General features: G+C 60.6%; 15 protein-coding genes. 7 read left to right on the plus strand and 8 right to left on the minus strand.

All coding sequences use genetic code 11. The features are described 5' to 3' along the window. Positions 1-253, minus strand: a 253-nt coding sequence (locus BM131_RS08500; protein WP_139222607.1) for a transposase, incomplete at its 3' end; no start/stop codon positions are given. A gap of 119 nt (positions 254-372) precedes the next feature. Here BM131_RS08500 and BM131_RS08505 point away from each other — a divergent pair. After that, on the plus strand, positions 373-882 hold the full coding sequence (locus BM131_RS08505) for a ferredoxin reductase domain-containing protein (protein ID WP_090188339.1): 510 nt from the start codon (positions 373-375) through the stop codon (positions 880-882). 180 nt (positions 883-1,062) lie between these two features. Here the strand turns inward: BM131_RS08505 and preA are convergent, their stop codons facing one another. Both preA and BM131_RS08515 read right to left on the minus strand, forming a co-directional pair. Next, positions 1,063-2,367, minus strand: a complete 1,305-nt coding sequence (gene preA, locus BM131_RS08510) for an NAD-dependent dihydropyrimidine dehydrogenase subunit PreA (protein WP_090188342.1) — start codon at positions 2,365-2,367, stop codon at positions 1,063-1,065. Beyond that, positions 2,367-3,689, minus strand: a complete 1,323-nt coding sequence (locus BM131_RS08515) for an NAD(P)-dependent oxidoreductase (RefSeq protein ID WP_090188344.1) — start codon at positions 3,687-3,689, stop codon at positions 2,367-2,369. Before BM131_RS08515 ends, preA begins: the two co-directional genes overlap by 1 nt. A gap of 204 nt (positions 3,690-3,893) precedes the next feature. On the opposite strand from BM131_RS08515, the gene serB reads away from it, so the two are divergent. Both serB and BM131_RS08525 read left to right on the plus strand, forming a co-directional pair. Further along, the gene (serB, locus tag BM131_RS08520; protein WP_090188347.1) at positions 3,894-4,763 is read left to right on the plus strand and encodes a phosphoserine phosphatase SerB; all 870 of its coding nucleotides are present in this window, start codon (positions 3,894-3,896) and stop codon (positions 4,761-4,763) included. A 1-nt stretch (position 4,764) separates the two neighbouring features. Further along, on the plus strand, positions 4,765-5,526 hold the full coding sequence (locus BM131_RS08525) for a TSUP family transporter (RefSeq protein WP_090188350.1): 762 nt from the start codon (positions 4,765-4,767) through the stop codon (positions 5,524-5,526). Here the strand turns inward: BM131_RS08525 and BM131_RS08530 are convergent. From BM131_RS08530 to BM131_RS08545, 4 genes are all read right to left on the minus strand, one after another. Continuing rightward, positions 5,523-5,897: a rhodanese-like domain-containing protein gene (locus BM131_RS08530; RefSeq protein ID WP_090188352.1), complete on the minus strand. Its 375-nt coding sequence runs from the start codon at positions 5,895-5,897 to the stop codon at positions 5,523-5,525. The two genes, BM131_RS08525 and BM131_RS08530, sit on opposite strands and share 4 nt — an antisense overlap. Before the next feature lie 75 nt (positions 5,898-5,972). Further along, a complete protein-coding gene (locus BM131_RS08535; RefSeq protein ID WP_090188355.1) occupies positions 5,973-6,281 on the minus strand; it encodes an SH3 domain-containing protein in 309 nt (102 codons plus the stop codon). Positions 6,282-6,355: 74 nt separating this feature from the next. Further along, on the minus strand, positions 6,356-7,033 hold the full coding sequence (locus tag BM131_RS08540) for a hypothetical protein (RefSeq protein ID WP_090188358.1): 678 nt from the start codon (positions 7,031-7,033) through the stop codon (positions 6,356-6,358). A gap of 222 nt (positions 7,034-7,255) precedes the next feature. Next, the gene (locus BM131_RS08545) at positions 7,256-7,942 is read right to left on the minus strand and encodes a response regulator transcription factor (protein WP_090188360.1); all 687 of its coding nucleotides are present in this window, start codon (positions 7,940-7,942) and stop codon (positions 7,256-7,258) included. 159 nt (positions 7,943-8,101) lie between these two features. Between BM131_RS08545 and ribA the strand changes: the two genes are divergently transcribed. The 4 genes from ribA to BM131_RS08565 are packed head-to-tail and all read left to right on the plus strand — an operon-like array spanning position 8,102 to position 10,733. Then, positions 8,102-9,172 (plus strand): GTP cyclohydrolase II, encoded by a 1,071-nt coding sequence (ribA, locus tag BM131_RS08550; RefSeq protein WP_090188363.1) that lies wholly within the window; start codon positions 8,102-8,104, stop codon positions 9,170-9,172. Positions 9,173-9,227: 55 nt separating this feature from the next. Then, entirely contained in the window at positions 9,228-9,722 is a 495-nt protein-coding gene (locus tag BM131_RS08555; protein ID WP_090188366.1) for a L,D-transpeptidase family protein, read from the plus strand. Positions 9,723-9,768: 46 nt separating this feature from the next. Further along, entirely contained in the window at positions 9,769-10,272 is a 504-nt protein-coding gene (locus BM131_RS08560) for an RNA pyrophosphohydrolase (protein ID WP_245754189.1), read from the plus strand. Continuing rightward, entirely contained in the window at positions 10,269-10,733 is a 465-nt protein-coding gene (locus tag BM131_RS08565; RefSeq protein ID WP_090188370.1) for a hypothetical protein, read from the plus strand. Before BM131_RS08560 ends, BM131_RS08565 begins: the two co-directional genes overlap by 4 nt. Here BM131_RS08565 and BM131_RS08570 read toward each other — a convergent pair. Further along, positions 10,713-11,954: a lytic murein transglycosylase gene (locus BM131_RS08570; protein ID WP_090188373.1), complete on the minus strand. Its 1,242-nt coding sequence runs from the start codon at positions 11,952-11,954 to the stop codon at positions 10,713-10,715. The genes BM131_RS08565 and BM131_RS08570 overlap by 21 nt on opposite strands. Positions 11,955-12,019: the final 65 nt, after the last annotated feature.

Consider the following 12,019-nt stretch of genomic DNA (forward strand, 5'->3'; position numbering starts at 1 on the left):
ACGCGTAGAAATAGCCCCGAACCGTTGAAACCGGCGGGAAGTCGTTGGGCAACATACGCCATTGGCATCCGGTCGTTGCAATGTAGAGGAGTGCGTCGACCACGTCGCGCAAACATGTCGTACGGGGCCGACCAGTTGTCTTCGGCGGCGACATCGAAGGCGCTATCAACGCCCATTCCGCATCCTTCATATCGCTTGCGTATTTATCGCCTTTTCGATCATGTTGACGGCGGGTGAGTTCAGTCCAAGCCATTGTGATCTCCATTCAGCTTCACAACCGAACAGAATCACAAACCACTGAACTCACTCAAATAGTTTTAAATCGGGCTCTTAGACAAAGACGGCTGGCGTGACAAAGACCGCCCCTTCACCATGACATCTAAGCCTGACGCAGACGTTGTGGAGTTCGTTATCAAATCCTACCCGGACCACGACGGGGTGACCGAACAGATTCCCCACATGGCCCCCGGCGACAAAATCCTTGCCGAAGACCCCGCCGGCGCGATTACTGACCATGGCACAGGTGTATTCCTTGCCGCCGGTGCAGGCATCACCCCCTTCATCGCGATCCTCGACAAACATGCGCGCGAAGGCGTGACCGGCGATCGCCTGATCTTTGCCAACAAAACTGATCACGACATCATCTTGCGGGACAAATGGGACACGATGGACGGCGTAACGCCGACCTATGTCATCAGCGGCCAAGCCGATACCGATTACATCTACGGCAAAATCGACAAGGCGATGCTGCAAGACCTTCTGAACGACCTGAACCAGACGTTCTACATCTGCGGCCCCGGCGGCTTTGTTGATGCCATGCGGGACGCGCTGACTGACTTGAGCGTGTCCAAATCCCAGATGGTGATTGAAAACGGCTGGTGACGTTCGGCGAACCTGCGCCAAGGCCGCCCGGCAAGACGGCATCGTCCGCCCCGCCGTCCGGGGTATAGAACGTGAAAACGGCCGCGACACATCTGTCGCGGCCGTTATTGCAAGATACCAGCGCTTGCTGGAATGCACGCCCCAAGAGTCTTCGTTACGAAGACTCTTGGGCACAGCGCATCATTCAGCCGCAACCGCCCCGGGGTTATTCGGGTGGGTCGTCCAGTTGGCGTATTCGGTCTGGACCGTCTTACCCGTACGCGGATCAACCGTGCCCGGCGCCATCGCTTCCATCGTGATGCAGTTCTCAACGGGGCAGACATCGACGCAAAGGTTACACGCGACGCATTCCTCGTCGATCACACTGAACGTGCGGTCGGCTGTCATGGCGATTGCCTGATGCGACGTATCCTCGCAAGCCGCATAGCAGCGACCGCAGGAAATGCAGGCATCCTGATCAATCTTGGCCTTGGCGACATAGTTCAGGTTCAGATACTGCCAATCCGTCACGTTCGGCACAGCCTTACCCACAAAATCAGAAGTCGAAGTATAACCCTTCTCGTCCATCCACTGCGACAGGCCGGACTTCATCTCGTCCACAATCTTGAAACCATAGGTCATCACGGCGGTGCAAACCTGCACGTTTCCGCAACCCAGCGCCATAAACTCTGCCGCATCGCGCCAAGTCGTCACGCCGCCAATGCCGGAAATCGGCAAGCCGCGCGTAGCCGGATCGCGCGCGATCTCGGCCACCATGTTCATCGCAATCGGCTTGACCGCTGGCCCGCAATAGCCGCCATGCGTGCCCTTGCCGTCGATCATCGGCTCTGGCGCCATCGAATCCAGGTTCACCGATGTGATCGAGTTAATCGTGTTGATCAAACTCACCGCATCCGCGCCGCCATTCTTGGCCGCCTGTGCGGGTTTGCGAATATCCGCGATGTTCGGCGTCAGCTTTACGATTACCGGACGGTCATAGTATTTCTTGCACCAGCGCACGACCATTTCGATATATTCGGGCACCTGCCCAACAGCGCTGCCCATGCCGCGCTCTGCCATCCCGTGCGGGCAGCCAAAGTTCAATTCGATCCCGTCGGCATTGGTCTCTTCCACGCGCGGCAGGATATCTTTCCACGCCTGTTCTTCGCAGGGCACCATGATTGACGCGATCAGCGCCCGGTCAGGATAATCCGCTTTGACGCGGGCCATTTCCTCAAGGTTCACTTCCAGCGGGCGGTCCGTGATCAACTCGATGTTGTTCAACCCCAGCAGCCGCCGGTCAGCCCCATAAATCGCGCCATAGCGCGGGCCGTTCACGTTGACGACGGGCGGCCCTTCGGCGCCCAGCGTTTTCCAGACCACACCGCCCCAGCCTGCCTCGAAGGCGCGGCGGACGTTGTATTCCTTATCCGTCGGCGGGGCAGAGGCGAGCCAGAACGGGTTCGGGCTTTTGATGCCCAGAAAGTCGGTTGTTAGGTCGGCCATCAGTTGCCCTCCATCAAAGTTGCATGGATATCCATCGCCGCGTCGCGGCCTTCGGCCACCGCGGTCACGGTCAAATCATCGCCGCCCAGCGCACAGTCGCCGCCAGCCCAGACGCCGCTGCGCGTGGTGCGCCCAGCGCCGCTGATCTTGATCTTGCGGCCTTCAACGACCAACCCGCCATCCGTCGTCAGGGTTTGACCAATCGCCCGGAACACCTGATCGACAGCCAAGGAAACCACCTCGCCGGTGCCGCGCAGGCCCGTGCCGTCATCAGAAGTATACTCCAGATCAATCGCGCCATCGCGCACCGCATGGGGTTGCACGTGAAACATCAGTTTCACGCCGTGGCTTGCGGCCAGATCCTGCTCATACCGGCTCGCGCCCATGGCGTCGCGGCCACGGCGGTAAGCGATCGTCACATTCTCTGCGCCCAGCAGCTTGGACTGCACAGCAGCATCTACAGCGGTCATACCGCCGCCAATCACCACGACATTGCGCCCAACAGGCAGCGTTGTCAGATCGGTGCTTTGGCGCAGATCAGCGATAAAGCTGACGGCATCCGCAACCCCGGCCAGATCGTCGCCGGGGATGCCCAGCGCATTCACGCCGCCAAGTCCGGTCCCCAAAAACACCGCGTCGAATTCCTCTGCCAGCGCATCAAGGCTCAGATCCGCGCCCAGCGCTTTGCCGGTTTGCAGATCAATGCCGCCGATGCCCAGCAGCCAATCGACCTCGCGCTGCGCAAAGCCGTTGGTCGATTTATACGCCGCGATGCCGTATTCATTCAGACCGCCCGGTTTAATCCGCGCATCATACATCACAACGTCATGCCCCAGCATCGCAAGGCGGTGCGCACAGGACAGACCCGCAGGCCCGGCCCCAACAACTGCCACGCGCTTGCCCGTCAAGGCCGCCCGCACAAAGGGATGCTCTTGCCGCGCCATGACCGTATCGGTTGCGTGGCGCTGCAAGCGGCCAATCTCGACCGGCTTGCCCTCGGCGGCCTCGCGTACGCAAGCCCCCTCGCACAGGTCTTCGGTCGGGCAAACACGGGCGCACATACCGCCCAGAATGTTCGCGTCAAAAATGGTCTGTCCGGCCGCTGCCGATGTTCCGGTCGCGATCTGGCGAATAAACAGCGGGATATCGATGCTGGTCGGACAGGCCGTGACGCAGGGCGCATCATAGCAGAAATAGCAACGATCCGCGGCGACAAGCACCTCGTGCGGATCAAGCGGGGCGTGCAAATCGGCAAAGCCGGCGGCGATACTCTCGGCGTCAAGCCGACCAGCGGCGAGTCCGGGGGCGGTGGGTGATGTCATGGTCTACCTCAGGGACTGTGTTACCTGCGTAGCCTTGCACATGTTCATTTTTTATCAAACGGTAAATTTTAGGCGAAATGCGAACGCCTGTTTTATAGGGGAAATCCGTCGTTTGGCCCCCTTCCCACCCTTCCCCGAGGCCTAAAAACGCGTTAGCACAGCCGCAACATCACCGCGCTTTGCGCCCGCAAAAGGTCCGCCGCCATGTTCACCGCCACCCTGATTGCAAAGCCCGGCACCCTTGATGCCACCCTGGTCGAAAACCTGCGCAACGCGTGGGGCGGGGGCGAAGCGGTCTGGCTTTCGGTCGGTGAAGCCGCCGAATTTACCTTGCCCGCCAAGCCCGACAATCAGTGGACCGTGTGGGACGATTGCCAAGCGATTGGCGTCGATCTGGTCATCCAAGCGACCGAAGGCCGCGTCAAGAAAATGCTGCTGGCCGACATGGACAGCACCATGATTCGCCAAGAATGCATTGACGAGCTGGCCGCCGAAGCCGGCGTCGGCGAACGTGTCGCCGCCATCACCGCCAAAGCCATGAACGGAGAGTTGGATTTCGAAGGCGCGCTGATCGAACGCGTCGGCCTGCTCAAGGATCTACCCGAATCCATCATCGCCCACGTCCTAGACACCCGGATCACCCTGATGCCCGGCGGCTATGAACTGGTCCAAACGATGAAGGCGCATGGCGGCCACGCCGCCCTCGTCTCTGGCGGTTTCACAGCCTTCACCGCCCGCATCGCCGCCGCCCTTGGCTTTGACGAAAACCGCGCCAACACGCTACTGGTGGACGCTGGTAAATTGACCGGAGACGTCGCCCGCCCGATCCTTGGTCGCCAAGCCAAGGTGGACGCGCTCGCAGAAATCTCCACTAAGATCGGCATAACCGATGCCGAAGTCCTTGCCGTTGGCGACGGTGCGAACGATCTGGGCATGCTGGGCCGCGCAGGCACCGGAGTCGCACTGCACGCCAAGCCATCCGTGCAAAAGGAATGCGATGTGCGTATCAACCACGGCGATCTGACCGCGCTTTTGTTCATTCAGGGCTACGCCCGCTCCGACTTCGCGTCTTAATATGTTCGAGGTCACAGGCGACATTGTCGCACTTCTCATGCTCGCCGCCTTTGTCGCGGGCGTTGTCGATTCCATCGCGGGCGGCGGTGGGCTGATCACGCTGCCTGTACTGGTGCTGGCCGGTGCGCCCCCCGTCACGGCCATCGCCACAAACAAGGTGCAGGGCGTTTTTGGCGCAGGCATGGCCGCAATCGCCTATGCGCGCGGCGGTCACGTAGACCTGCGAAAACAGATCAAGCCCGCGCTGATCGCCTTCGTCGCCGCCATCGCGGGTGCGCTGCTGACCTCTCACCTACCAACGGATGTGATCCGTCTTGGCCTGCCCGTCCTGCTGATCGGCATCGCGCTCTTCTTCGCCCTGAAACCGGGTCTTAACGACGTGGACCGCGCCCAGCGGCTTGCGCCGGGGCTGTTCGCCCTGACCATTGTACCGCTCGTCGCCTTCTACGACGGCCTGATCGGACCGGGCGCTGGCGCGTTCTATATGCTGGGGTTCGTCGCACTCGGCGGCTACGGCGTCTTGCGCGCTACGGCCCATACCAAGCTGCTGAACTTTGCGTCCAACCTTGGCGGCATCGCCACCTATGCGCTGGTCGCGCAGCCGTGGTGGGCCGTGGGGCTGGCGATGGGTGCCGCGCAGGTCGCGGGCGCGTGGGTTGGGTCAAAGCTGGCGATGCGCGTCGGCTCGCGCCTGATCAAACCCGTGCTGGTCACAGCCGCGACCGCGCTTGCGGTGCGGCTGCTTTGGCAGATCTGGGCTTAATCCTCGACTGGACCGCCCGCGTTTTTCCAATCCGGCACACCGCCGACATTGGTGACATCGGTATAACCCATGTCCTTCAAGGTCTTACCGGCCAGCGCAGCCTGACCGCCTGCACCGCAAACAAGGTAGTACTTGTTATCCGGCTTCATGAAATCCTTTTGGTGGGGCGACGCCGGATCAGCCGCAAATTCCAAAAAGCCGCGCGGCAGACGTTGCGCGCCTTTGATCGTGCCTGTTTTGGCAATATCGCTGCTGTCGCGCACGTCGATCCAAATGCCATCATCGGCACCATGCAGCTTGATCGCTTCCTCGGTCGGGATGCGGGTCACAACAGCGTTCGCGTCGTCCAGATAATCCTTAGCAGTCTTCATAGCAGGTCCTTTCAAGTGACGTTCCATGACTAACCTAGTGCGCCGCGCACATAGGTTAAGCACCGTGCGAAAATATTAGACCGCCTTTAGATACGCCTTTGACACATAGCCCGACACACCGCCCGGCCCGCCCAGCGTGACCTTGCACCAACTGGTGTTGCCTGACGGCTCGCAGCTATCGACCCAGACAGAGGTGCCATTCGGCATCCCAAGCACAATGATATATCCGGTCCCCGGACCCGCCCGCATTTTCAGCATGTCATCGTCGTCTTCGACTCCGGCCACCTGATATCGCCCCAGCCCGCCCAGTGGCGCATCCACTGCACTGCTGCTGCACGCCGTCAGACTGACCGCCACAAGAAAAGAAAAAGTTAAGCCGCGCATCGCGTGATCCTGTTTTTATTCGCCTCGGAGCCATCCTAGCAACCTAATCCCCAAGGCGAAACCGGGCGTTCGGCTTAGGGGCGGCCAGGTGCCTCTGCGATTATATCAAGGTCCGCCGAATACTCGGCAAAGCCGGCAGTCCCTTCGACCCCGCGCGATGCGACACCTTCACCACCCCCGAGCAAGCCACGAATTGGGAACACACCATCAGATGTGCGCGTCCCCAAAAACTGACCGTCCAACGTGCCTTCGACCGCGTATGTACCGTCGGGCAGCGTGATATCACCTTGATAATCCGCATAGAAATCATTCGGCCGGTTCGTGCGGTTATCGTCAATGTCATTGCCAATCACCGACTCGCGTCCGCCAATCTGCAACACACCATCAACAGGAATCTCGCGGTAACCGCTTGAAGTAAATCCGGTGGCACCGTGCAAGTTATCAACGCGCCCGCGCATGACGCCGCTACTGAAATTCGCCGTTGTCGTCAGATCGCCAAGGACGACGATATCGTCCGCATCGGTCTCGAACACGGGATCAATGAACAGACTTGCTACGCCCGTGAACGTCGCACTTCCGCTCGTTGGCATGGCAGAGAATTGCGTCGCCGCGACACCGTCCAACCGCGATACAAGCCGATCCCCTGCCGCGATCTGGGCATCGAGCCCTACCGGGGCTTGCGTCATCGGGATGCCTGCACCGCCGCAAGCGGTCAAAAGCACCAGACACGGCAAAGTCACGATACGAAACATCACAGCAATTCCTTCTATAAAAATTTGTGAAATCATATGCGACCTAAGCGCTTTGGAATACTCTGAATCTAGCCACAATCCGTTTCCCAAAAGCGCCCCCCGCAAGCAAAAAAAAACCCGGGCACAAGGCCCGGGCAAGTCCAACAGGGAGGGTGCCACATTACCCGGTGGCGCGGGATTTCGCTGTTACAACACCATTAAACAGGTTTGGTTCCCGGCAATCTATGCGACTAACCGGTAACCTCCTTGTTCCGTCACCAGCAAACGCGCGTTCGATGGATCGGGCTCAATTTTTTGGCGCAAACGATAGATGTGCGTTTCTAGCGTGTGGGTCGTGACGCCCGCATTATAGCCCCAAACCTCGTGCAACAGCACATCGCGGGCAACAACGCCGTCAGCCGCACGGTATAGGAACTTGAGGATATTGGTTTCCTTTTCCGTCAGACGGACTTTCTTTTCGTCCTCGGTCACCAGCATTTTTTGCGCCGGGCGGAACGTATACGGCCCCAGCTGGAACACCGCATCCTCTGACTGTTCATGCGTACGCAGCTGGCTACGGATCCGCGCCAGCAGCACGGGGAATTTGAACGGCTTGGACACGTAATCATTCGCGCCCGCGTCCAGACCGTAAATCGTGTCAGCGTCGCTATCCTGCGCGGTCAGCATCAGGATTGGGCATTTAACGCCCTGCTTGCGCATCAGGCGACATAATTCGCGCCCGTCGGTGTCGGGCAAGCCAACATCAAGGATCACAAGATCATAAAGCTGCTCTTTGACTTTCGTCATCGCCGAGGCACCATCATCGGCCTCGAACACATCGAAATCTTCGGTCAGCAACAACTGCTCGCCCAGCGCTTCGCGCAGGTCGTCATCGTCGTCGACTAACAAGATCTTTTTCAATTGGGCCATAGTACCCTCCAATTTCATACACATCAGATGTGATGGACACACGAGTTCAACAAGTTGTGCTGCAAAAGGTTCACACGGACGTGTGATTTCATTTACAATTATTACATTAAACGCCCACATGCGCTAACTCCGTCGGACAAATCGCAAAGGTTTTGACCTATGGGCTTCGCACCTGACGACACTGAAAGACTGGCGCGCGCCCGCGCTGACCTGCGAATGGGCGTGCCCGTCGTCGTGGCAGGCATGGGCGTCATGCTCGCGGCAGAGACGCTGCAACCCGCCCGCCTGACCCTGCTGCACGGCATGGGGGCCGCTGTCGCGATCACCGATTGGCGCGCGCAAACGCTGAAAGTCGCAGCCTACGACGGCGATGTCGCCCGCATCGCCCTGCCTGCGGATGCCGATGCCCGCTGGGTCACTGCGCTGGCCAATCCCGCCGACGACCTGCGAAGCCCGATGAAGGGCCCCCTGCGTGCCCAGCGCGGCGGTGACGCCGACCTTGCCCGCGCGGCTGTCACCCTGTGCAAATCCGCCCGCCTACTGCCGGCCGCCGTGATTGCCCCGCTGGACGATACCGCCCGTTTTGCCGCAGAGCACGGCCTGACCGTCGTCGACGCCGCCGCCGTACGGACGACCGAAATGTCGCCCCTGCACGGCATCGTCAGCGCCCGCTTGCCCATGTCGGTGTCCGAGGCGGGACGCCTACACGTCTTTCGCCCGGATGACGGCGGAGAAGAGCACTACGCTGTCGAGATCGGCCAACCCGACCGCAGCAAACCCGTCCTCGCGCGTCTGCACTCTGCCTGTTTTACCGGCGATCTGCTCGGCAGCCTGAAATGCGACTGCGGCCCGCAGCTGCGCGGCGCGTTGGCGCAAATGGGCACCGAAGGCCACGGCGTGCTGCTTTATCTGAACCAAGAGGGCCGCGGCATCGGCCTTGCGAACAAAATGCGCGCCTATGCCCTGCAGGACCAAGGCTATGACACGGTCGAAGCCAACCATCGCCTTGGCTTTCACGATGACGAACGCGATTTTCGCATCGGTGCGGCGATTTTGAAACAAATGGGCTTTGGTGCCGTCCGCCTGCTGACAAACAACCCGGCGAAGATTGCCCGCATGGAAGCCTCTGGCGTGTCCGTCGTCGAACGCGTCCCGCTGAAGGTCGGCGAGAATGCGCACAACCATGCCTATCTGGCGACGAAGGCCGCAAAGTCTGGGCATTTGCTATGAACTTTGGACGCTCCGCTGGGAGTATTTGGGGCAAGATGATGCGAAAGGTCCGGGCATGAAGGCAGCTGATCTGGTTGTGACGCCAACCCACCTGCGGTTCTTGGGGCGGCAGTTTCCACGCACCATCGGGCGCGGCGGGTTTACGAATCGCAAAGTCGAAGGCGACGGCGCGACCCCGCGCGGGGTGCACCGGATTGTCGGCATGCTGTATCGCCCTGACCGCATAGCGCAGCCCGCTGATTGGGCAGTGCCGATCAGGCCGGGCGATCTGTGGTCGGATGATGTGCGCGACGTCGATTACAACATGATGGTGCGCGTGCCGCACGCCTTTAGCCACGAGGATCTGCGCCGCGCCGATCCGATGTATGATGTGGTCATTATCACCGACTGGAACTGGCCTTATGCGGTCAAGGGGCGCGGCTCTGCGATTTTCATACACCAGTGGCGCGGCAAAGGGCGGCCCACCGCAGGCTGCGTGGCCTTGTCACGTGCCCATCTGCACTGGATTGCGCCCCGGATTAAGCATAACACGCGGCTTGTTATCGCTTAACGCTGGACCTTTGGGGCAGAACACGTCCAAACGAGAGGACCATGCGATGAAAACCCAAGGCCACTTCATGACCCTAGATCAAATCGAACAGCTTCCCTACCGCCCCTGCGTCGGCGTTATGCTGGCCAATCCGCGCGGCCACGTCTTTGTCGGCCAGCGGTTGGATCGTGACAGCGACGCTTGGCAAATGCCCCAAGGCGGCGTCGATGCCGGCGAAAACTGCCGCGACGCCGCCCTGCGCGAGCTGTGGGAAGAAACCGGTGTCAGCGAAAAGCTGGTGAGCATCGAGGCGGAAACGCGCGGTTTGATTCGCTATGACCTGCCGCATGATCTGGTTGGCAAGGCTTGGGGCGGCAAGTATCGCGGGCAAGAGCAAAAGTGGTTCCTGCTGCGCTTTCACGGCACCGACGCCGATGTGAACATCGCCACAGACCACCCAGAGTTTTCCGCGTGGAAGTGGCTGCCTAAGGACCAACTGGTCGATAACATCGTCCCCTTCAAACGCGCCGTGTATGAGCAGGTTCTGGCAGAGCTGGGGGTCAAGCTGTGAAAACGCTGCTGACCATTGCCGCGCTGCTGACGGCATCTCAGGCGCAGGCCCTGTCCTGCATGCGCCCTGACGCGGCCACCAGCTTTGATCAGGCCAGCGCCAGCGAATTTCCCTACCTTGTCCTGACCGGCACCTTGACCGCTCCACCTGCGAGCGGCACCACGGAAAGCAAGCCTGTGTCATTGCTGGGCACCCTGACCGGACAGGGCCTGACCACAGACGGCTTCACGGCCCCCTTTGACGGCAACGTCGTCCTGCAGGTCACCTGCGCGGGTCCATGGTGCGGCAGCGCGCCAGCATCAGGCCCGTTCCTTGCCTTTGCCCGGATCGACGGGGAAACCCCGGTAATCGAATTGGACGCCTGCGGCAACTGGCTCTTCCCTGCCCCGGATCAGGCGACACTGGACCGCCTGACCACCTGCATGCAGAACGGTGCTTGCTCAGCGCAGCCGGTTCAGTAACGTCAAGCTCGCATAGCCATCCGGCGGCAAGCCGCGGCTGGTCTGAAACGCACGAATTGCCCGGCGCGAACCTGGTCCAATCTTGCCATCCACGCCGCCCGTATCATGGCCGGCCGCCGTCAGACGCTGCTGCAGCTCGATCCGCTCTGCCCGCTTCAAACTGCGCTCTCCGGCGACAAAGGGGCGCTGCAACGGCTCCATCCCTTTAATCCGATCCCCCAGATGGCCGACGCCAATGATGTAGGCTTCGGCGTTATTATAGCGGCTGATAACGTCAAAGTTGCGGAACACCAAAAACGCCGGCCCGCCTGCGCCAGTCGGCGTGATCAGGCCGGCCGTGCCATGATCCCGCACAGCCCGGCCGTCAGTTCCGACAACGCCCAAGGCCGCCCAAGCGCTCGCCCGTTGCTTCACACTCCGCGCGGTTTTGCTGTAATCGAATCCGCGCGGCAGGCGCACCTCAACACCCCACGGCTGCCCCTTGGTCCAGCCAAAGTTCGCCAGATAAGCCGCCGTGGATGCCAACGCATCACTCGGATCGTTCGACCAGATATCGCGCCGCCCGTCGCCCGTAAAATCAACGGCGTAGGCGGCATAACTGGACGGCATAAATTGCGTATGCCCCATCGCACCTGCCCAGCTTCCGGTCATATTCTGCGGCGTCGTATCACCGCGCTGCAAAATCTTAAGCGCCGCAATCAGCTGATCTTCAAAAAACCGCCCGCGCCGCCCCTCATACGACAACGTCGCCAAGGTCGACACCAGCGGCACACTGCCCCGCCGCTTGCCAAAGTTGCTCTCCATCCCCCAAACAGCCAGCACGACATGACGGTCCACGCCGTAGGCCGCCTCAATCCGTTCAAGCAGATCGCCATACTGCACCAACATCGCGCGCCCGGTGGCCACGCGGTCATCACTTGCAGCCGTGGCCATGTATTCGGAAAGTGGCTTTGTGAATTCCGCCTGATTGCGGTCCAGTGCGATGCTGTCAGGAATGAACCCCGCATTGGCGAAGGCCGCATCAAAGGTCGCCGCCGACACACCTTTCCCCAGCGCCCGTGGCCGGAACGCCCGCACCCAAGCATCAAAGCCCGCATCGGGCACTTGCGCATACGTCCGTCCCGGCGTCGCTGCAGGTCGCAGTTCGGGCCGCAGAGTGCTGTCAGGTGCGCCCCAGGCAGCTGTGGACAGGGAAACAGCAATTACAAAAGCAAAGCGCATCAAAAATCGGTCCGGTCAGTCAGGGGTCATTGGCACCGACCGTAGCACGGCGTGCCTGCCATCCA

This window comes from Loktanella salsilacus (genome assembly GCF_900114485.1).
In the GTDB taxonomy this organism is placed as follows: domain Bacteria; phylum Pseudomonadota; class Alphaproteobacteria; order Rhodobacterales; family Rhodobacteraceae; genus Loktanella; species Loktanella salsilacus.

Coding starts and splice junctions, on each gene's coding strand:
- BM131_RS08560 (WP_245754189.1), top strand. CDS start 9,769: ATGAAAACCCAAGGCCACTTCATGACCCTAGATCAAATCGAACAGCTT.
- BM131_RS08515 (WP_090188344.1), bottom strand. CDS start 3,689: ATGACATCACCCACCGCCCCCGGACTCGCCGCTGGTCGGCTTGACGCC.
- ribA (WP_090188363.1), top strand. CDS start 8,102: ATGGGCTTCGCACCTGACGACACTGAAAGACTGGCGCGCGCCCGCGCT.
- BM131_RS08545 (WP_090188360.1), bottom strand. CDS start 7,942: ATGGCCCAATTGAAAAAGATCTTGTTAGTCGACGACGATGACGACCTG.
- BM131_RS08555 (WP_090188366.1), top strand. CDS start 9,228: ATGAAGGCAGCTGATCTGGTTGTGACGCCAACCCACCTGCGGTTCTTG.
- BM131_RS08525 (WP_090188350.1), top strand. CDS start 4,765: ATGTTCGAGGTCACAGGCGACATTGTCGCACTTCTCATGCTCGCCGCC.
- BM131_RS08570 (WP_090188373.1), bottom strand. CDS start 11,954: ATGCGCTTTGCTTTTGTAATTGCTGTTTCCCTGTCCACAGCTGCCTGG.
- BM131_RS08535 (WP_090188355.1), bottom strand. CDS start 6,281: ATGCGCGGCTTAACTTTTTCTTTTCTTGTGGCGGTCAGTCTGACGGCG.
- BM131_RS08530 (WP_090188352.1), bottom strand. CDS start 5,897: ATGAAGACTGCTAAGGATTATCTGGACGACGCGAACGCTGTTGTGACC.
- BM131_RS08540 (WP_090188358.1), bottom strand. CDS start 7,033: ATGTTTCGTATCGTGACTTTGCCGTGTCTGGTGCTTTTGACCGCTTGC.
- BM131_RS08505 (WP_090188339.1), top strand. CDS start 373: ATGACATCTAAGCCTGACGCAGACGTTGTGGAGTTCGTTATCAAATCC.
- serB (WP_090188347.1), top strand. CDS start 3,894: ATGTTCACCGCCACCCTGATTGCAAAGCCCGGCACCCTTGATGCCACC.
- preA (WP_090188342.1), bottom strand. CDS start 2,367: ATGGCCGACCTAACAACCGACTTTCTGGGCATCAAAAGCCCGAACCCG.